The 20,075-nt window shown below is 35.5% G+C and carries 19 protein-coding genes; 6 read left to right on the forward strand and 13 right to left on the reverse strand.

Features of this window, described 5'->3' with window-relative positions; genetic code table 11:
• Window positions 1–90 precede the first annotated feature (90 nt).
• The 5 genes from U8521_RS11565 (at window position 91) to U8521_RS11585 (ending at window position 4,744) form a co-directional block, all read left to right on the forward strand.
• Window positions 91–1,212, forward strand: a complete 1,122-nt coding sequence (locus U8521_RS11565) for an NAD(P)-dependent alcohol dehydrogenase (RefSeq protein ID WP_334352805.1) — start codon at window positions 91–93, stop codon at window positions 1,210–1,212.
• A 184-nt stretch (window positions 1,213–1,396) separates the two neighbouring features.
• Complete coding sequence (locus U8521_RS11570; protein WP_334352806.1) at window positions 1,397–2,263, forward strand: ABC transporter ATP-binding protein; 867 nt, start codon at window positions 1,397–1,399, stop codon at window positions 2,261–2,263.
• Entirely contained in the window at window positions 2,264–3,022 is a 759-nt protein-coding gene (locus U8521_RS11575) for an ABC transporter permease (protein ID WP_334352807.1), read from the forward strand.
• Window positions 3,023–3,171: 149 nt separating this feature from the next.
• Window positions 3,172–4,137, forward strand: a complete 966-nt coding sequence (locus U8521_RS11580) for a sensor histidine kinase (RefSeq protein ID WP_334352808.1) — start codon at window positions 3,172–3,174, stop codon at window positions 4,135–4,137.
• A 1-nt stretch (window position 4,138) separates the two neighbouring features.
• The gene (locus tag U8521_RS11585) at window positions 4,139–4,744 is read left to right on the forward strand and encodes a DNA-binding response regulator (RefSeq protein ID WP_334352809.1); all 606 of its coding nucleotides are present in this window, start codon (window positions 4,139–4,141) and stop codon (window positions 4,742–4,744) included.
• Between the two features lie 142 nt (window positions 4,745–4,886).
• Here the strand turns inward: U8521_RS11585 and U8521_RS11590 are convergent, their stop codons facing one another.
• The 6 genes from U8521_RS11590 to dnaE form a co-directional block, all read right to left on the reverse strand.
• Window positions 4,887–5,222 carry an RNA-guided endonuclease InsQ/TnpB family protein gene (locus U8521_RS11590; protein ID WP_334352810.1) on the reverse strand — a complete coding sequence of 112 codons (336 nt, stop codon included), beginning with the start codon at window positions 5,220–5,222 and terminating at the stop codon, window positions 4,887–4,889.
• A 90-nt stretch (window positions 5,223–5,312) separates the two neighbouring features.
• The gene (locus U8521_RS11595) at window positions 5,313–5,582 is read right to left on the reverse strand and encodes a hypothetical protein (RefSeq protein ID WP_334352811.1); all 270 of its coding nucleotides are present in this window, start codon (window positions 5,580–5,582) and stop codon (window positions 5,313–5,315) included.
• Window positions 5,583–5,977: 395 nt separating this feature from the next.
• Complete coding sequence (locus U8521_RS11600; RefSeq protein WP_334352812.1) at window positions 5,978–6,775, reverse strand: DUF4931 domain-containing protein; 798 nt, start codon at window positions 6,773–6,775, stop codon at window positions 5,978–5,980.
• A 122-nt stretch (window positions 6,776–6,897) separates the two neighbouring features.
• Window positions 6,898–8,667, reverse strand: a complete 1,770-nt coding sequence (gene pyk, locus U8521_RS11605; protein ID WP_334332549.1) for a pyruvate kinase — start codon at window positions 8,665–8,667, stop codon at window positions 6,898–6,900.
• An 81-nt stretch (window positions 8,668–8,748) separates the two neighbouring features.
• Complete coding sequence (pfkA, locus tag U8521_RS11610) at window positions 8,749–9,708, reverse strand: 6-phosphofructokinase (protein ID WP_334332550.1); 960 nt, start codon at window positions 9,706–9,708, stop codon at window positions 8,749–8,751.
• A 100-nt stretch (window positions 9,709–9,808) separates the two neighbouring features.
• Window positions 9,809–13,132, reverse strand: coding sequence for a DNA polymerase III subunit alpha (gene dnaE / locus U8521_RS11615; RefSeq protein ID WP_334352813.1), 3,324 nt, complete (start codon window positions 13,130–13,132; stop codon window positions 9,809–9,811).
• A gap of 102 nt (window positions 13,133–13,234) precedes the next feature.
• Between dnaE and U8521_RS11620 the strand changes: the two genes are divergently transcribed.
• Window positions 13,235–13,432, forward strand: a complete 198-nt coding sequence (locus U8521_RS11620; protein WP_135371062.1) for a YjzD family protein — start codon at window positions 13,235–13,237, stop codon at window positions 13,430–13,432.
• Window positions 13,433–13,634: 202 nt separating this feature from the next.
• Here U8521_RS11620 and U8521_RS11625 read toward each other — a convergent pair whose 3' ends face one another.
• The 7 genes from U8521_RS11625 to obgE all read right to left on the reverse strand — a co-directional run bounded on the left by U8521_RS11625 (window position 13,635) and on the right by obgE (window position 20,007).
• Window positions 13,635–14,369 (reverse strand): hypothetical protein, encoded by a 735-nt coding sequence (locus U8521_RS11625; RefSeq protein WP_334332552.1) that lies wholly within the window; start codon window positions 14,367–14,369, stop codon window positions 13,635–13,637.
• Between the two features lie 63 nt (window positions 14,370–14,432).
• Entirely contained in the window at window positions 14,433–14,615 is a 183-nt protein-coding gene (gene rpmF / locus U8521_RS11630) for a 50S ribosomal protein L32 (RefSeq protein WP_135371053.1), read from the reverse strand.
• Window positions 14,616–14,703: 88 nt separating this feature from the next.
• Complete coding sequence (locus U8521_RS11635; RefSeq protein ID WP_135371052.1) at window positions 14,704–15,024, reverse strand: lipopolysaccharide assembly protein LapA domain-containing protein; 321 nt, start codon at window positions 15,022–15,024, stop codon at window positions 14,704–14,706.
• Window positions 15,025–15,038: 14 nt separating this feature from the next.
• Window positions 15,039–15,836, reverse strand: a complete 798-nt coding sequence (locus tag U8521_RS11640) for an SDR family NAD(P)-dependent oxidoreductase (RefSeq protein WP_334332553.1) — start codon at window positions 15,834–15,836, stop codon at window positions 15,039–15,041.
• A 14-nt stretch (window positions 15,837–15,850) separates the two neighbouring features.
• On the reverse strand, window positions 15,851–16,777 hold the full coding sequence (rnz, locus tag U8521_RS11645) for a ribonuclease Z (RefSeq protein ID WP_334332554.1): 927 nt from the start codon (window positions 16,775–16,777) through the stop codon (window positions 15,851–15,853).
• Window positions 16,778–16,791: 14 nt separating this feature from the next.
• Complete coding sequence (locus U8521_RS11650; RefSeq protein WP_334332555.1) at window positions 16,792–18,720, reverse strand: acyltransferase family protein; 1,929 nt, start codon at window positions 18,718–18,720, stop codon at window positions 16,792–16,794.
• Window positions 18,721–18,732: 12 nt separating this feature from the next.
• A complete protein-coding gene (gene obgE / locus U8521_RS11655; RefSeq protein WP_442886156.1) occupies window positions 18,733–20,007 on the reverse strand; it encodes a GTPase ObgE in 1,275 nt (424 codons plus the stop codon).
• Between the last annotated feature and the right edge of the window lie 68 nt (window positions 20,008–20,075).

Here is a 20,075-nt window from a genome sequence, read left to right on the forward strand (position 1 = left end):
AAATACAATTGAATTATTTTTGATGTTGTGAAATAATTTCAAGTGTAGTAAGCGTTTACAGAATTAAAAATGGAAGAGGGATTTTTAGTTATGAAAATTAAAGCTGCTGTAGTTGATAAAGTAAATGATCCATTCGTTATTAAAGATGACGTTGAACTTGCTGAGATGACCGATGACGGTTTGCAAGTCAAAGTCGTAGCTTCTGGTATTTGCCATTCTGATGAAGCACTTAGAAAAGGCGATGCTGCCTTTAGTTTCCCAGTAGTACTTGGTCATGAGGGATCCGGTATTGTTGAAAAAGTCGGTAAAAACGTTACAAACTTTAAACCTGGCGACCATGTCATTATGTCCTTCTACTCATGTGGAGAATGTGACAATTGCTTAAAAGGTAAGCCAACACAATGCCGTAAATATGCCGCATCTAACCTTTCAGGTACTCGTCCAGATGGCTCTGATCATTTCACTGAAGATGGGCATCATGTCAGTGATATGTTCAATCAATCATCATTTACAACTCATACTGTAATTGATAAAAGAAATGCTGTTAAAGTTCCTAAGGACTTAGACCTTAGAAAGCTTGGACCTTTGGGCTGCGGTTACGTAACTGGTAGTGGTACAGTCTTCAATACTCTTCAACCAAAGCCTGGTGACACGATTGCCGTCTTTGGTACGGGTGCTGTTGGTCTTGCTGCTATGATGGCTGGTAAAATTTCTGGCTGTACAAAGGTTATCGCCGTTGATATTGTCGATTCACGTTTGGAATTAGCTAAGAAGATGGGCGCAACTGACGTCGTTAATAGTAAAAATGAAGATGCCGTCGAAGCTATCAAGAAGCTTACAAATGGTCTTGGCGTTGACTGGGCTGTTGATACAACCGGTGTTGCCAAAGTTATGACTGATTCGATTGCCGCTTTGACACAAGGTGGTACAACTGCTACTATCGCTGTTACACCACACAACATTGACATCAGTACTTGGAATGACCTCTGTGTTGATGATAAGAAGATCGTCGGTGTAAATATGGGTGATGCAATTCCTCAAGTTGACATCCCTCGTTTGATTGAATTTTACAAGATGGGTGTCTTCCCATTTGATCTAACTGAAAAATTCTATGACTTCGATCAAATTAACGAAGCTGATGCGGATTCAGTTAGTGGCAAAACTATCAAACCCGTTCTAATTATCGATAAAGATTACAAACCTGGTGAATAATGGTCACCTTTGGCAGACTGCTGGTTGGCAGTCTGTTTTTTATTTACTTATATGTTTTCGTAAAACATATAAGTAAACTCAAGAGTGACATTTGTCACATTGATAAATGACGAACGTTACTACTGTTAAATTTTGACAAATATTAAAATGAATTTATCAAATCAATTCAAACGAGGTATTAATTATGACTATCGTTTTACAAGTAGATCATCTTAACAAGTCATATCGAGAAAAAACTATTTTAAAAGATATAAGTTTTCATCTCGAAGATTCATCAGTCGTAGCTTTAATTGGAGTTAATGGTGCCGGCAAGACGACTCTGATCAACGCTATCCTAGAACTCATCCCCAAAGATTCCGGAACAATCCATTTTTCAATTAAAAATTGGAGGCAAATTACTGGTGTCATGATGCAAGACAACTTAATTCTAAATCGAATCAAAGTCAAAGAAATCATTAACCTCACTCGTAGTTATTTTAAAACTCCGCTTTCCTACAATACCTTAATTGATCTTTCCGGCTTAAAAGAATCCCAAAATACTTTTATCAATCAACTTTCTGGCGGTCAAAAACGTCGTCTATCTTTTGTATTAGCCTTAGCAGGTAATCCAGAAATACTATTTCTCGACGAACCGACCGTTGGAATGGACAGTATCGCAAGACAAGACTTTTGGAAGTCTATTGCTAAATTGAAACGCACTGGAAAAACTATTTTCGTAACTAGTCATTATTTGGAAGAGTTAGAAAACATCGCTGATCAAATTTTAATTCTAGAGGACAGGACTCTTACCTTCAATGGTTCACTTAAACAATTAAGAGAAACTTCCGGAAAAATTTTAATTGAATTTGACAGTCAATTATCAGCCAAAATTTTTAACGAGCTAGCTTCAATAGTTTCAGTGGAGCAGATTAATCAGCATTATCAAATTATTACTAATGATGTTAAGAAAACAATTTCTGAATTATCACCATTTTTACAAGGTATTGAGAACTTAAAAATCGATCAATCATCACTAAATTCAATCATTTTAAATTATCAGGAGAAAAGATAAATGGCTAATTACATATATCAACTAAAAATTAATTTTAAAAGAATCATCTTGCGAAACAAAGCTTTTTTCCTATTTGACATGTCTCTACCAATCGTTTTCTATCTTTTGTACACCAAAATACTTCCAAGTGGCGTTTCCACACAACAATTACAAGCATGGAACAAGGATTATTTAGTCGGCATGATGATCTATGGATGCCTTCTAGGAAGTATTATCACTACTGCCAACACCCTTTTGAATGATCAAACTTCCAACTTTAAAATATTTATTAGTCTAAAACCAATTTCCAGATTCCAATACTATTCATCGATGATGGTTATTTTTGTCACCTTAAATCTAATCGCCTCGATAGCAATCAGTATCGCCGGTATATTGATTAATGATATCACGCTTCCAATTAGCTCAATTTTCAAAATAATTTTGACCAATACAATTGGCACGATTCCTCTAATATTAATTGGCATCATGATTGCTTTTTCCAAAAGACCAGAACTAGTCAATTTGTTAACTAACCTAATCGTTTTTCCTCTAGCAATTATTAGTGGCCTATGGTGGCCAATGGAAATGATGCCAAAATGGCTCCAAACTTTTGGCAAATTACTACCAACTTATCAGCTGTCAATCATTGACAAAGCTTTCCTCAACCATACTGATCTAAATTGGTTCGGATTCATTAATATATTAATTTGGTTTGGGATATTTTCTTTGCTATTATTAATAATAAGTAAACTCCAAGGACATATTGGTATCGCCAAATGAAATCATTTATCGAAAATAAAATTCTTTTCCCAAAATATTTAGGCTTTATGCCTTATTTTTGGGTTTTTTCTTTATTTTTAATGTCAGGACAACTTCTCAGCGGAGAAAACAATTTGAATTTATTTAATATATTATTGGTGGTCATATTCTTGAAGTTTTATCACGATGGCTACTCACTTCATCGATTTATTGCCGCTGATATTGTAATCCAGTTAGTAATTGCTATTTATTTTACCCAAACCTTTCCTAACACAGGTGGCCCTTTATTTTTTATCTATACTGCCTGGCAAATTGGTTCACTGCCATTTAGTCAAAAACGCTTTTTACGATTTTATTTTCTATATTTGCTTACAATCATACTCTGCACCCTGGATAAAATTCTCCAGATTCCAATCACTCTTCATAATCTTTTTGGAATCGTAATCGTTTTAACCTTTACATTTGGCTCGCCACTAGCTTCAAGATCGTTAGGAAATTCATATCGTCGACGATACCGCATGCAACAAAACAACCGTCGTCTTGAAACAATCATCAAACAAAATGAGCGCGATCGAATTGCCAAAGATCTACATGACAACATTGGCCAATCGTTTTCAATCATTACACTAAGAGCTGAACTTGCAACCAAACTAATCGAAAAAGATCCTCAAAAGGCTTTACAACAATTAAAAGATATTACTAAAACTTCTCGTGAAGATTTGAATCTAGTTCGAAAAATTGTTGCGAATTTAAATGAAAAAACCATTGCTAGTGCAATGATCGAAGAAGAAAAAAATTTAAGTATCGCTAATATCCGACAGATTTCGATTAATGAACAACTCAGCAATGAATGGCCAAAGAATATTCAGCACGTTTTAGCCTCAATTATTAAAGAAACCACGACTAACGTTCTTAGATATAGTCAAGCTAATAACATGAAGTTTTTCTTTCAAGAAGACGATAATAATTTTCTGCTTGAAATTTCTGATGACGGAATCGGATTTAAAAACAATAAAGAAAATCAATCATTTGGTATCGAAGGTATGAAAAAACGCTTAATTGATTTCGATGGTCAGTTAGAAGTGATTTCTCAACACGGTGTAAAGCTTAAAATAACTATTCCTCGAAAGGACTAATATGATCACTATTTACCTTGCTGAAGATCAAGAAATGCTAAATTCAGCACTTTCAGCTATTTTAGATTTAGAAACTGATTTCAAAATTGTCGGTTCAGCAACTGATGGACAAACCGCTCTCCAACAAATTATTAATTTGCAACCGGAAATTGCCATACTTGATATTGAGATGCCAAAAATGACTGGATTAGAAGTTGCCAAACAACTCAGAATTATTGATCAAGATATCAAACTGATAATTCTAACGACTTTTGCTAGAAAAAACTATTTTGAATCCGCTGTAAGTAATCGAGTAAATGCCTATCTTTTAAAAGACAGTCCAACTGATGTCTTGGTAGGAACTATTCATCAAATCCTGAGTGGTAAGACGATTTATGATTCGGCTTTGGTTTCAACCATTTTAAGCGCTTCTAATAATCCACTTACAAAACAAGAGCTAAAAATCATGAAAGAATTTTCTCAAGGTAAAAGCACACAAGAAATTTCAAAAACTGTCTTTTTGTCTTACGGAACTGTTCGAAATTATATCTCCTCCATTCTCAGCAAGACTGGAACTCATTCACGGATTGAAGCTTTGAATGTTGCTAAGAAAAACGATTGGATGTGAACCACATCGGTACTAAAGTACCGAGCTTCTAGGAACATTCCATACTTCCCAACTAGTATTTCAACCAGTCGGTAGAGGCTAGAACTATTTTACTAAGGCTTGTTCCAAGCCATGATTCAATATATTTTTACTTGCATTGATGTCACTGGATATTACAACTAGGACAATCCCATTCTCTAATATCTAACTCATGTTTACCATCATCGTAACCACATTTTGAACAGATTTGACTAGTTTTGAATGGATTAACAATTAGAAGTTTCTTGCCGTACCATCCACATTTGTATTCAAGTATTATCCTTAATGCTCTCCATGATTGATTAGCGATAGCGCGTGATAGTTTATGATTACCAAGAAGATTTTTGGTTTTCAAATCTTTAATAACAATCAAATCATTATTTTCAACTAATTCACGAGTTATTTTATGAAGATAGTCTTTTCTTTGATTAGCTATCTTCTCACTATACTTAGCTGCCATGAGTTTTGCTCTTGTATAGTTCGAATATTGTTCTAAAGGCTTTGGATCAATCAATCCAAATTTCTTTTTATACTGGATATCTTTTAGAGCTTACGTACGTCTTCTAGCTAATCGTTTTTCCCAATAATGTTTCTTTTTAGCAAGTTTCTTATCAAAATGGATAGTTTTATACTTACTTCCATCTGAACAGATAACTAAATTTGAGACCCCCATATCAAGGCCAACAAGGTTATTGGTTTTTGGCAATTGAACTATATCTTCATCGACTGTCAAAACCGCATAATATTTACTAGTTGATGATTTATGAATAGTCACATACTTGATGATACTAGAGACAGCTCTCTTGTTCTTATATTTCATTACTCCAATTGTTCCAAACAAAGCGGTTAGCACCAAAGTTATATTCAATCAGTTCTCTTTAGTAACTATCTGGAGAGATACGTAATTTGATACCTTTTAATACCATATGAACTCCCTTCTGTAATTTGATATTGTAATTATATCACGTAAAAGGAACATATGTTTGCAAAAACACCTAAAATCGCTAATTGAGAAAACACGGCAATAAATTACCATGTTTTCTCAATTAGTGATTTTTATAAATTTCAAGCCTAGTGTTACATAACATTAATTAAAATAAGTTGTACACAATCTCTGTAAAACCAAAAAAGTGTCTGCGATAAGACAAACACTTCACCCTTCTAATTATATTTCTGTACTCTTTTATTTAACCTATGTTCATTAATTGCGCCTAACTACTTGATCTCATCACTCTGAGCATTCTCCTGTAGTCTCTTTAATAAAACATCAGCAATACCTTTAACTTGCTTGTCACCATCACGCTGGGACAAGCGATAGCCAACAAAATAAGGTGAAACAACGTATCTAGCTTCTATTTTACAAATAATTTTCTTACCAATTTTATAAAAGAAAATATTATAGGAATTAAATTTACCACCATACAGATCATCCAAAACATACTTGACTGTAACTCGAGTAAATTCAGCCAAATCATCAATATACTTAGGATTGTTGATCACGACATTAAATTCGACAAATCCCATGATTGGCTTTTCCGAAACATTCACGTTGATATGCTTTGAATTAAAAACATCCATTCCAGTGAAATTTTCTTCTTCAATGTGTTTATAGCCATCAATTTTATCCAAACCAATAATTTGAAAATGCGGATGACGCAAAGAACCTCCAGACATTGGTCCAAAATTCTTATACATCAATACACTTTCGTATTTTTTACTTTGAATCATTTCATTCCAACAATGATAGATAAATTCAAATACTTCCTGATTCTTTTTAACCGAGTAATTTGAAATATCCCCTTGATGGTCACTAGATTCGATCACCAAAGTCTGATTAGTATCTTTTAATGTTTTAAACTTGTTTTCTAACCAAATCATATCATTTTTTTGTTCAATGATATTGGTAAGATTTTTAGTGTCACAAAATGGACAATAATCTTTTTTCTTTTCAACGTCTCTTGGTTTTCCTTTAGCTTGTTCAATCTCAAAAACAAGTACATCTTTATTCGACAATCTTACACCTCAAAAATTTTTTATTAATATGATAATAACGCAAACACAAAAAAACCGAAAGAAACTCGTCAGTCTCTTTCAGTTTTTTATATTTTAAAACAGATTTAATTTTTATTTAAAAATTAAAGTGAACGTGAAGCACCCTTGTATACAACACCACGTCTTGAATCAACAGTAACAGTGTCACCATCTTTAACAAGTGATGTAGCATTCTTAGCACCAACGACAACTGGTAGACCCATAGCAATACCAACAACGGCTGCATGTGATGTCAAACCACCATTTTCAACAACTACGGCACTAGCTTTTTCAAGAGCTGGTAGGTAGTCCTTGTCTGTCATCTTTGTAACAAGAATGTCGCCTTCGTTAACTTTCTTGTTTGCTTCTTCAGCTGAGTTTGCAACTACAACGTTACCAACAACTGATTCTTCACCAACACCTTGGCCTTTAACCAATGTTGAACCGATCAATTGAACCTTCATAACGTTTGTTGTACCACTTTCACCAACAGGAACACCGGCAACGATAAGAATTAAGTCACCTTCCTTAGCAAAGCCAAGTTCTTGAGCTTTCTTAGCAGCTAAGTCAAACATTTCATCAGTGTTTTCTGGCTTGTCAGCAACAACTGGATCAACACCCCAGTTAACTGTTAAACCACGTTGTGTCTTTTCATCAAATGTGATAGCAAGAATATCGGCACTTGGACGGTACTTAGAAATCATACGTGCAGTGTAACCACTCTTTGTAGCAGCAACAATTGTGTTAATGTTCAATTCTTCAGCAGTTCTAACAACTGATTCACCGATTGATTCTGTAACGTTTGAACCTTTGTAATCTTCGAATCTTTGGATTGCCAGTGCGTTAGTCTTGTCAAGTTGTTGTTCCGTACGTTCGTCGATACGAGCCATAGCTGCAACAGCTTCTACAGGGTAGTCACCGTTAGCACTTTCACCTGAAAGCATTGTAGCATCTGTACCATCAAGAACAGAGTTAGCAACATCAGTAACTTCGGCACGTGTAGGACGTGGGTTTTCTTGCATTGAATCAAGCATTTGTGTAGCAGTGATAACTGGTTTACCTAATGCGTTACACTTCTTGATCAATGATTTTTGAACAAATGGTACGTTTTCAAATGGAATTTCAACACCCATGTCACCACGAGCAACCATCAAACCATCTGAAACTTTAAGAATAGAATCGATGTTATCGATACCTTCTTGTGATTCAATCTTAGGGAAAATTTGTACATATTCACAATGTTTTTCTTCTAGGATTTCACGAATATCTAGGACATCTTGAGCTTTACGAACGAATGATGCTGAGATAAAGTTGATACCTTCATCAAGACCGAAACGAATATCGTCTGAATCTTTTTCAGTAATACCAGGTAGACGAACTTCAACACCAGGAGCATTGATACTCTTTCTTGAGCCAATCATACCTTCGTTTTGAACAACTGTAACCAATTCACGGTTCTTGTCATCTTTTTCAGTAATCTTCAAGTCAACAAGACCATCATCGATCAATACGTGACCACCAACATGTGTATCATCGTATAGTCCAGGATATGTTGAAGCAATCTTTTCAGGTGTACCTGTCAATGAGTCATCCATTGAGATACGGATTGTTTGGCCAATCTTAGCTTCAAACTTGCCGCCTTCTTGAACTGTAGTACGGATTTCAGCACCCTTAGTATCAAGAACGATACCAACAGTCTTTCCAGTAATCTTTTCAGCTTCGTGTACCATTTCCATACGAGCTTTGTGTTCTGCATGGTCACCGTGTGAGAAGTTGAAACGGAAGATGTTAGCTCCGGCTTCAATCAATTTAACGATTGTGTCAACATCGTTACTTGCAGGTCCAAGTGTACTTACAATTTTTGTTCTTTTCATCGAGAATCCCCTTTTCTTGTTTTCATCGTTTATTGTAACAAACATTACGAAAATATGCTTAAATTTTATGAAAATAATCTATTATCTGTTAATAGATTGATTTAAGTCATATAGAGATAAATCTGGTTTGTGCTTACTATCGAATAAGTCAAGGATATTATGAGATGTAATCTTATTATCTTCGATACCGACAGCCAATCCACCTTTGCCTTCAAGAAGAAGGTCAACAGCGTAAGCACCCATCTTACTTGCTAGAACACGATCTCTAGCAGTTGGTGAACCACCACGTTGCACATGTCCTAGAACAGTTGCACGTGTTTGGAAATCACCGTACTTGTCCAATTCGTCCATGAAGTCTTGAGCATGCATAACACCCTCAGCAAGAACAATAATCATATTCTTATTGCCCTTTTCACGTCCTTCTTTGACACGTTCAGCAATTTCTTTAATATCAAAATCACGTTCTGGAACAACAATTTCTTGTGCTCCACCAGCAACACCAGCCCAAAGAGCCACGTCACCAGCACCTCTACCCATTACTTCAACAACGAAAGTTCTTTCGTGAGAAGAAGCAGTGTCTCTTAACTTATCAATGGCGTCAACAGCAGTTGATACAGCTGTATCGAAACCAATTGTGAAGTCAGTAAAAGGAATATCGTTATCGATTGTTCCTGGTAGTCCAACAGCATTGTAACCATGTTCTGTCAAACGCAAAGCACCGTGATAAGAACCGTCACCACCGATAACAACCAAAGCATCGATACCGAATTTCTTCAATTGTTCGATACCTTTAAGTTGTCCTTCGACTTTAGCGAATTCAGGATATCTTGCGGAATGCAAGAATGTTCCACCACGTTGAATACGGTCAGATACGTCATCACTTGTTAGTTGGAAAATATCGCCAGCAACAAGTCCTGCATATCCATAATTGATACCATACACTTCAAGCCCTTTATCAATGGCTCTACGTGTCACTGCTCTAATAGCAGCATTCATGCCAGGGGCATCTCCACCACTGGTCAAAATACCAATACGCTTCATTTGTTCACACTCCAAAATTATTTGTTTCTAAAACAAAACCTAATCAAATATAACATTTTTATAGGTTAGTTTGTAGAGCTGAAAACGTTTTTAGATGAATTTAATGCTCTTTTTTTACAAAAACACTTCTTTTACCCAAAAAGTTCTCTAGACGACTCTGCACATTACTATTAAAGCCTATCCATCGACTAGATTTCAACAGTAATGCCTGATGATTTTTCTCACGGTAAACAATCACCGGCATTTTACCTGGAAATTTTTCAATCAGTCGATATAATTTATCCAAATTATCAGGCGTGTCAAGCTTTTTAGATACTTTTAAATATAATTTTTCATTCGGCAATTGTATCGTAAATTGTTTAGGATCAGCTAGACGATCACCGATAAATTCTAAATCTCCTCGTTGACCAAGATTGCTGTGACCAAAGAATAGAAAAATCTTTCCATCCAATTCCATATTCTCTATTTTCTGAAAAACACGGGGAAAAATTGTAACTGAAATACTACCAGTTTCATCTTCAATCGTCATAAAACACATTCTTTGACCTTTTTTCGTCCGAATTACCCGCAAATTCTTAACTAAACCAAGAACTTTTACAGAAATTCCTTGAAAATTATTTAATTCTGAAATTTTTGTGGTTTTCGTTTCCAACATTTTGTCACGAAACTTCTCGACTGGATGTCCCGATACGTAAACTCCAAGATATTCTTTTTCTTGATTTAAACGTTCCGTTAAAGTGAAATCATCAACTTCATGTTTTTTAGGATCTAGAACATCAAAAAGTGATAAGTTATTACCCGCCAACTGAATACTCTCAATTAAGTCGCGAAAATCATACAGCAATTCCTTGCGATTACGGTTAAACGAATCGAAGGCTCCTGCTAAGATCAAAGGTTCCAAATAATCACTTTTGACGAACCTCGTATCAATTCTCTGTAAGAAATTAAGCGCACTCGTGAAGGGACCATTCTTTTGACGTTGTTCAACAATATCTCGTGCCAAATCACGTCGCATCCCTTTAACACTTAAAAGACCAAATCTAATTGATTTATTTTCGGATTGAAATTCCAGATCACTTTGATTGATATCAACATTTAAAATTTTTATTTTTTGATCCTTCGCGTCTTGAATATAAGTAGCAACTTTTGATTCGTTATTTAGATTTGAATTCAACAAACAGCTGTAAAAAATATCCGCAAAATGTACTTTGATATAGGCTAGCCAAAAGGCAATCATTGAATAGGCTACTGAATGGGACTTATTAAAACCATAATTACCAAATTTTTCAATATATTGATAAACTTTCTCAGCCGCTTCCTTTGAATGTCCATGAGAAACTGCACCATCAATAAATTTTTGACGATTCTCTTCAATCAATTTTTCATTTTTCTTACTGATTGCTCGCCGTAAAATATCAGCCTGAGCTAACGTAAAATGAGCCATTTCTGAAGAGGCCTGCATTACTTGCTCTTGATAGACCAAAACACCATAAGTTGGTTCCAAAATCTTTTTCAATGACGCATCCGGATAAGTGACAGGCTCCTGTCCATGCTTACGAGCAATAAAAGTTGCAATATTTTGCATAGGTCCAGGTCGATATAATGCATTAGTAGCCACAATATCATCAAATTTAGTTGGTACTAGACGACGTAAAACACTCCGAATCCCATCAGATTCAAATTGAAAGACACCATCAGTCGCTCCTCTTTGAAAAATCTTCAATGTGGCTGGATCATTTAAAGGAATCTTCTCTGGAATAAATTCACGACCATACGTATTGGAAATTTGATTAATTGCCGAATCGAGAATGGTCAAATTCTTTAAACCTAAAAAGTCCATTTTCAACAGGCCAACACTTTCAACATTGTTTTTAGTCTGCTGAGTTAAATTTATCCCATCATCTTCTAATTGAACCGCTACAATGTCGGTCATGGGCTTTTTACTTAAGACTATTCCTGCCGCATGGGTCGAATAATGTCTTGGTATTCCTTCAAGCCTAGTTGCAACCTGATAGATCAATTTGTTCTCACGTGATTCATTGATCAGATTACGCAATGAGCTAGATTCATCAAAAGATTCCTGAAGCGTAATATTTAATTTTCTAGGAATGGCATTAGACCACTGAGACATTTGAAATTGAGTTTGACTAAAAGTCCGGGCAATATCTCTTAAGGCCATCTTGGCAGCCAAAGTTCCAAAGGTAATAATCTGTGCCATATGATCTGAACCATATTTCTCGTGCATATACATGACCATTTCATCCCGTCGGTCATCTGGTAGATCCAAATCAATATCCGGCATATTTACTCTTTGAGGATTCAAAAATCTTTCAAACAACAAATCATACTTTATTGGATCGACTTGGGTAATTCCTAAACAATAAGAAACTAGTGATCCAGCGGCTGACCCACGCCCTGGTCCTGTTTTAATACCGATTTCATGTGCATGCTTGATAACATCCCAAACAATTAAAAAATAGTCTGAGAAGCCCATTTTTTCGATCACAGACAATTCGTAATTCAATCTATCAAGATAATCAGTGGAAATTTGATTATCCAAACGTTTAGCTAAACCTTTTTTAGTCAAACTAGTTAAAAAATCAATTGATGGTTCAGCATGTGGCGTCTCAAATTTAGGCAGTTGTGTCTCTTTAAATTCAATTTCTACGTTACATTCTTCCGCAATCTGATCAGCATTTTGAATCGCCTGATCCAAATCAACTTGAGCAAAATCATTAGTAAACGTTTCTGCTGAATGTAAATAGTGATCACCTTGTTCAACAATTTGCGCTAAATTCTCAAATCTCTGGCCAGTCCGAAGATAATTGACCACTTGATAAGCGAGATGATCGTTTTCGTTCACATACCTGACATCACTTAAGGCAACCACTGGTAAATCATTTCTTTGTCCTGCTGTTCGAATTTCCTTAACATTTTCAATCTGATGCGAGTAGATACCGATTCCTAAAAATAATGAATTATCATCAACAAGGTTCTTTAAATTATCTAAATAACTCTGTTTTTCGACAATCGTCAAAAGTTCGGTTTCACTAGCAGGCGTGATTACAAATAAATTAGTTAAATACTCTTCCAATTTTGACAAAGCCACCGTGTCATTTGACATGACTATCGAAGAAATTTTAATCAAATTCTGATATCCACTTTGATTTTTGGCTAAAAGTATCAAAGGATATGTATTTTCTGTATCGACTAAGCCTGAAGTTTCAATTGTCAAACCAATGATTGGCTTGATTCCAATTTTTTTAGCATATTTATAAAAGTCAATTGAACCATACAAATTATTCAAATCGGTTAAGGCCAAGGCTGTATAACCTCTTTTTTTAGCCTCGTCCAAAAGCTCGGTAAGTTTTGCGGGACTATGCAGTAGACTATAACTACTCATCACTTGTAGCTGTGCTTGCAATTTACCGCCCCCTTTAGTTAAAATTATATCAAAATCAAGTAGAAGTTTATTGGGTAAAACCCTTTTTTGTGCTAAACTACTTGAGAAAGTGAGATGGAAGAAATGAGATATATTGCTGTAATTTTCTGGTCAATCATGCTTGGTCAAGTTGCCGGCTTCATCGGTGGTGCTTTGAACCAACAAACTTACAATATGAATTATTCTATCATTATTAGTATAGTATTTGCTGTCATCTTCAGTGTCATTCCATTGATTCTTGACAGTTCTGTAAAAGATGAAAAACAACAAAAAAACGCTTAATAATTTAGGCGTTTTTTTGTTTGGTCAAAATAAAAGAGCGGGACATAACATGGTCAGCTTTCGAGCATTAAGGCAAATAGCACCGGGTAATCGTTCTTTGATTACCCGGTGCTATTTGTTTTAAGCGGAAAAAGCTATGTTATGTTCCGCGTTTATGCTGCAAGTTTAGTAGTAAAAAATAGTTATGTCCCAGACTCTTTTTTTAGTATTTGGTGATATACAAATAAAATTCTTTAGTTGTTAAATTAATATTGTAATTCACACCATTTGAAGTGATCTGACTCATTGAAGTCTTAGTAGAATTCTTATCAGCATTCTTAGTCTGCTTGCCAAATTCTTTCAAGACTTTCTCACCATCAGCACCCAAAAGTTTAGATACGATCATCAGATCGGTCGCCATATTTTTTTGACCGGATTTTGATTTCAAATCCTTATATGAAAACTTAGTGGCAACGCCCATTAACTGGTTGTTTTGAACGTTGAAGTACCATTTTGTTCCGTCATTCTTTTTATGTGTCGTGATGCCATTTTTTGAAATCAACTGCAATTGATCATTTGATTGCCCCATTGACAACATCGTATAGTTATACGTTTGTGCAAAAGTCAGGTAATCTGTTAAAGCTTTAGCTTTTTTTACTTTTACTAATTTTGTTTCCGTATTTTTCCCATTGACCGCTTTGATTCTTACATTCTGGTCATTATTAGAAACTGGAACCGAGATAGCAAAGTGTCCACCATCTACCGCAACTTTCTTTGTTGTTCCATTAACGGTATAAGTCAGCTTTTGATAATTTGCGGCACGACCCTTAACGATAGCCACCAAACCATCAGCACTGTATGATTTTTTCGTCGTTGATAAGCTTAATTCTGAACACCCAGTAAGCATTAAAAAGAATAGTGGAATAACCAACAAAAATAAATATTTTAGTTTTCTCATAGTTGTTTCCCCACTCGTTTAAAATATTAAAAAAAAGCCAAGACCAATTGACTTGACTTTTAATTAAGCTTCTTTGTTATCACTGATAACTTTTTCACCCTTGTACATACCTGATGGTGAAACGTGATGACTTAAACGGTATTCGCCAGTAGCAACGTCGAATTGCATGTTTGGTGTACTTAGCTTAAGATGTGCACGTCTTTGACGCTTTCTTTGTTTTGATGTCTTTCTCTTTGGAACTGCCATATTTAAAAAACTCCTTTATTTGTATTACTTAATCAAATCTAACGTTTAATATAATACTATCATAAAAACGTTTGAGCAAGCAAAATTACTATTTTGTTTGCTTTTTTGCATTATTTTCTTTCAATGCATCGGCAATTTGACTGTCATGAGAAACTTTTACATTGGAAATTTGTTTCTGAGCATGACGGTTTAGTTTGTCATCCTTTTTCTTACCAGTACTTGCCAATAACAACGTGATAAGAGCCCCTAATAACAATGAGACAATGATCAAAATGATCAATGGTAATTTTACACGCGTGAATCCAAAACTGACTGTAACTGGATTCACATTTAACACGGCAAAAATTACTACAATCAATGCAATGACTAATCCTATGACAAATCTTGTTTGCTTCCCATTACCATTCATAATTTTATCCTCGATTATTTACGATTTCCTAATGTAGCAGCAAAATAATCCCCTAAACTTGGAGCTAATTTATACAATACTGCTGCTAATTCCATAATTCTTGGACGATTGATCTCACGTTTGTTTTTATTAAACGTATTCACGATCTCCCAAGCCAATTTATTTGGATCAAGCACGAAATTCTTCACCGATTCAAGATACGTTCCGTTGTGATCAGCCACACTGAAGAAATTAGTGTCTACAGGGCCTGGATTGATAGTTGTTACCAAAACACCCATAGGCTTCAATTCAAGTCTTAGACCGTCTGAAAATGCGATTACGGCTGCTTTAGTTGCTGCATAAGCAGCAGACTTTGGTGTTGTGATCTTACCAGCCATTGAGCCAACATTAAAAATGTGTCCCCGTCCTTCGTCGATCATCTTTTCAGCCACTAGACGTGTCAACAACATTAAACCAAGAACGTTAACCCGAAACATTTTTTCAATTTTACCAAAATCAGTCTCTAAGAAATTAGAAAAATCTCCAAAGCCAGCAGCATTGACTAAAACATCAACGCTATCGGTTATTTCAAAAATTTTTTCAACACCTGAACTGATTTGCTCTGGATCACTCATATCAATACTGATAAATTCATGTTCTGCACTCTCTGCCCCAACACGAATACACTCATTTTTAACTTGTAAGAGTTTATCTTGATTACGAGCAATCAAAATCACGTTAGCTCCTGAAATTGCAGCATTAACTGCAACATCTTTGCCGATTCCAGAAGACGCACCAGTGACAACAACTGTTTGATTCAATAAATTAACCATGATCATCCTCTTTTCTATTTAAAGGGTACTTCAAACAAATCAAAATCTTTAGCAACTTTAGTATTCTTAAAGATCTTTTGGGCTTCTTTTTGCAAGACTAAAGCCCCTCTACCAGTATATCTAGCAGAAATATGGGTTAGAATCAAGCTTTTAGCGTGACTTCTTTTGGCCACCTCAGCTGCTTGAGTCGCTGTGGAATGGAAATAGTTATACGCCAATTTCTTTTCATCATTTGAAAAAGTTGACTCATGAACGATAACGTCAGCATTTTCACACAATTTATCGATTTCTGGCGTGTAGCGTGTATCAGAAATAATCGTAACGATCTTACTTGGTTTCTCAGGACCGATAAAGTCTTGACCATTGATGACTGTTCCATCATCTAATGTAACCGTCTTACCAGCCTTCAGTTGTCCAAAAATTGGGCCATTGGGAATATGATACTTAGCTAAATCATCGACCAGCAATTCACCCACGCGTGGTTTTTCAACTACTCGATAACCAAAGCAAGTTACTCGATGCTTCAATTCACCAGCATAGACTTTAAAAGTACTATCGTTGAAAATTTCACCACCTGTTTTCAATTCGATGAATTTAATTGGGTAACTTAATTTACTACCTGTTACCTTTAAAGATGTTTCAACAAACAGTTTTACACCAACGGGACCATAAATTTCTAAAGGCTCATTACCACCTTGATTTGAGCGACTAGCCAAGAGACCTGGCAAGCCAAAAATATGATCACCATGTAAGTGAGTAATGAATATCTTGGTGATTTTACGTGGTTTAATTGTGGTTCTTAATATTTGATGCTGTGTTGCTTCACCAACATCGAAAAGCCAAACTTCATTTCTTTCATCTAGCATTTTCAAGGCTGTACTAGAAACGTTGCGTCCTTTTGAAGGGACCCCAGCGCCTGTTCCTAAAAATTCTAATTCCATAAATAATTCCTATTCTACTTTTTATCTAATGTTTTCAAAATTTCTTTTGCAACAAAAGAAGTGTAATACATTGAACCTTCAGGATTTGGATGGACATTATCACCATAGAACCAATCAGTGTGGCCTTGTGACATATCGTACCAATCAATCACTGTTAGGTTCTTATACTTCCCTGCAGCTTCATTTAAGACATTATTAACTGTCTTTTCCCATGGTCTAGTTGGAACGTGAACGTTGATCCAATATACATGACGGCTTGGTCCGACCATATCCATAACCTGACCAATTTGTTGCATATTGAAAGGACCGTTAGTTCCTAAACCGATTAGAACATTTTGTGCCAAAACACCTTGACTCTTATAATTCTGCAAAATGTCCAAACTGGCATTTAATTGACGGCTGACAGCAGCATCGACAATAACCTTTTTATCATCAAATAGTTTCAAGAAATTATCTGATCCATCAGCCATGACAGAATCTCCGACTGCTGTCAAAGGAACATCCTTCAAGCGTTGCAGATCAATCTGAGTGAGACCATATTTCTCAAATTCAGTATTGATTGGATTGTCTTTAGCTGCCTTTTTATAGCGCTCATAATCGGCATCTGACATCTTACCTGTAACATTTTTTTGTTTCTCTTTGTTTTTCTTCAAATTCTCAATTGCTTTTTGTTTCTTTTTCTTATTAGCTTTTTCATTCTTATTGATCTTATTAGCTAATTGACTGTGGTTGGCGTTAGGGTTTGGTGCATCCACTGCCTTTACCACACCGTAACATCCCGTGATTCCAATGATAGCAATCACTAAGGCCAAAACACGTTGCAAACTTGATGATGAACGGAAGAAATTCTTAACATCACTCCATTTAGCGTGTGCTAATGGTTGCTCAACAAATCTGAAAGAAAATTCCGTTACCAAAACAATTAAAATTACTTCGATCACAGGATACAAAATTGGATGATCAGCAATATTTTTGAATTTCGATTCAAAGAAAATCATGACTGGAAATTGATAAAGGTACAAGCCATAACTTCTTGATCCAACATAATGGAAAACTTTATTTGATAGTAATCCATTCCACATTGAATCTGGATGAGCTACCACAGCAATGAAAATACATGTTGTTACAGAGAAAATAAACATCCCACCACGATACAGGATCGGATCAGAGTCTTTAATCGTAAAGATCATCAAAAGCATCAAAGCAAATGAAAGTAAACCAATTAGATTTAATTTCCATTTATCGCTCTTATGCAAGCCAGACTTTAATTTTTCAGCTGGCCAGATCAAAGCCAATCCACATCCCAAAAGGATCGAGTACAATCTTGTATCAGTTCCGTAGTAAATTCGACTAGGATCAACACCAGGTTTATAGAGCATAGCCATCCAAATAGCTGAAGCTATCGAAACTACCATGGCAAAGCCGAATATTCGGCTCTTTTTGACATGAAATTTGCTAAACAAAATCAAAAGAATTGGCCAAATAATATAAAATTGACCTTCAATTGACAATGTCCATAAATGAGTGAACGGCGATTCATTATTAGCGAATCTTTCAAAATAAGATTGGCCATTAAAAATTTGCCACCAGTTATACACGTTCAATATATTTGTTGCGACGATCTGATCAAAATGATAGAGCAAATCTTTTAAAAATAAGACAATATAAGCCCCAGAAGCAAGTAAAACAAACAGCATCCCTGGATAAAGTCTTTTAATTCTTTTGACATAAAAATTACTTAATGAGAATGAACCACCATAATCAACAGTATTAAAGAAATGATCTGTGATTAAGTAACCCGATATTAGGAAAAAAATTGGCACACCCAAATATCCGCCGGAAAAAACGTTAGGATTCAAGTGATACATGATAACACCAATAACCCCTAAAGTACGTAGTCCATCAAATCCAGTAATAAATCTTCTTTTCGGTGATTTATTCATATTATATAGCCCCTAAATAAATTCAAAAGTGAAATCGAGAATTGTGACTGAATCTCCTGATTCAGCACCTGCATCAATCAATGCATCTTCAATTCCCATTGATTTTAATTGTCTAGCAAAGCGCATAATTCCATCTTGGTGATCCAAATTAGTTCTTTGCAACAATAGTTCAACCTTAGCACCTTTAACAACAAAGCTGTGTTCACCATCTTTTTCAACTGTGAAGGCTTTTTGTTCAGGTTCATAATTGTATTCTTTTGTATCGTCTGTTTGTACATCAAAGTGAATTGGTTCTGCCTTCGACAATACTTCACTCGTGTGATTCATCAATTGTTTGACACCAGTATGTTGAATACTAGAGATTGGGAAGATATCGACATCTTTATCCAATTTTTCTTTAAAATCTGCCAAACGTTCTTCTGAACCAGGAATATCTAACTTAGTAGGTACGATAATTTCTGGACGTTTCAAAACGTTCTCATCATAGTTACCTAATTCTTTTCTAATTGCTAAATAGTCTTCATAAGGCTCTCTACCATTGTTAGGATCCATGTCTACTAAATGCAAAATAACTCGAGTTCTTTCGACGTGACGCAAGAATTGGATACCTAGACCAACACCATTTGATGCTCCCTCAATCAGACCTGGTAAATCGGCAATAACGAAATCTTGACCGTTATCCAACTTAACCATCCCTAAATTAGGTGACAAAGTTGTAAAGTGATAAGCGGCAATTTTAGGTTTAGCCGAAGTTGCTACTGACAATAGAGTCGATTTACCTACTGAAGGGAATCCGACCAAACCAACATCAGCAATCAATTTCAATTCCAGTTTTAAATGCTTCTCCTGGCCTGGTTCACCATTTTCAGCGATTTCTGGAGCTTGGTTTTTCGAATTGGCAAAGTGAATATTACCTCGTCCACCATTTCCACCTTTTGCTACTACTAATTCTTGATTATTTTCTGTAAGATCACCAACTAATTTTCCAGAATCTTCATCATAAACAGAGGTTCCTGTTGGAACTACGATATAGACTGGATCAGCTTTGTGACCATACATTCCTTTAATTTGACCATTTTGACCAGGTTGAGCTTTAAAAATCCTCTTATATCTAAAGTCCATCAAGGTATTCATACCCTCATTAGCCTTTAAAATAATATCTCCACCACGGCCTCCATCACCACCTGAAGGTCCACCGAGGGGAACATACTTTTCATGACGAAAGGCAACAGCGCCGTCGCCACCCTTTCCAGATCTTACGGTGATTTTAACGTTATCTACAAACATTAAAATCCCCCTTTCTAAACTTAATTATCATTTCTAAATTTTAGCACAAAATCAGACTTCATAATACT

The sequence above is a fragment of the Companilactobacillus miaonis genome, from assembly GCF_036913615.1.
In the GTDB taxonomy this organism is placed as follows: domain Bacteria; phylum Bacillota; class Bacilli; order Lactobacillales; family Lactobacillaceae; genus Companilactobacillus.

Excerpts from the sequence above, each read along its gene's own strand:
- rpmF (WP_135371053.1), bottom strand. The coding sequence starts at position 14,615 with ATGGCAGTTCCAAAGAGAAAGACATCAAAACAAAGAAAGCGTCAAAGA.
- U8521_RS11625 (WP_334332552.1), bottom strand. The coding sequence starts at position 14,369 with ATGAGAAAACTAAAATATTTATTTTTGTTGGTTATTCCACTATTCTTT.
- obgE (WP_442886156.1), bottom strand. The coding sequence starts at position 20,007 with ATGTTTGTAGATAACGTTAAAATCACCGTAAGATCTGGAAAGGGTGGC.
- U8521_RS11640 (WP_334332553.1), bottom strand. The coding sequence starts at position 15,836 with ATGGTTAATTTATTGAATCAAACAGTTGTTGTCACTGGTGCGTCTTCT.
- U8521_RS11575 (WP_334352807.1), top strand. The coding sequence starts at position 2,264 with ATGGCTAATTACATATATCAACTAAAAATTAATTTTAAAAGAATCATC.
- rnz (WP_334332554.1), bottom strand. The coding sequence starts at position 16,777 with ATGGAATTAGAATTTTTAGGAACAGGCGCTGGGGTCCCTTCAAAAGGA.
- U8521_RS11620 (WP_135371062.1), top strand. The coding sequence starts at position 13,235 with ATGAGATATATTGCTGTAATTTTCTGGTCAATCATGCTTGGTCAAGTT.
- U8521_RS11650 (WP_334332555.1), bottom strand. The coding sequence starts at position 18,720 with ATGAATAAATCACCGAAAAGAAGATTTATTACTGGATTTGATGGACTA.
- pfkA (WP_334332550.1), bottom strand. The coding sequence starts at position 9,708 with ATGAAGCGTATTGGTATTTTGACCAGTGGTGGAGATGCCCCTGGCATG.
- U8521_RS11565 (WP_334352805.1), top strand. The coding sequence starts at position 91 with ATGAAAATTAAAGCTGCTGTAGTTGATAAAGTAAATGATCCATTCGTT.
- U8521_RS11635 (WP_135371052.1), bottom strand. The coding sequence starts at position 15,024 with ATGAATGGTAATGGGAAGCAAACAAGATTTGTCATAGGATTAGTCATT.
- pyk (WP_334332549.1), bottom strand. The coding sequence starts at position 8,667 with ATGAAAAGAACAAAAATTGTAAGTACACTTGGACCTGCAAGTAACGAT.
- U8521_RS11595 (WP_334352811.1), bottom strand. The coding sequence starts at position 5,582 with ATGAAATATAAGAACAAGAGAGCTGTCTCTAGTATCATCAAGTATGTG.
- U8521_RS11585 (WP_334352809.1), top strand. The coding sequence starts at position 4,139 with ATGATCACTATTTACCTTGCTGAAGATCAAGAAATGCTAAATTCAGCA.
- U8521_RS11570 (WP_334352806.1), top strand. The coding sequence starts at position 1,397 with ATGACTATCGTTTTACAAGTAGATCATCTTAACAAGTCATATCGAGAA.
- U8521_RS11590 (WP_334352810.1), bottom strand. The coding sequence starts at position 5,222 with ATGGCAGCTAAGTATAGTGAGAAGATAGCTAATCAAAGAAAAGACTAT.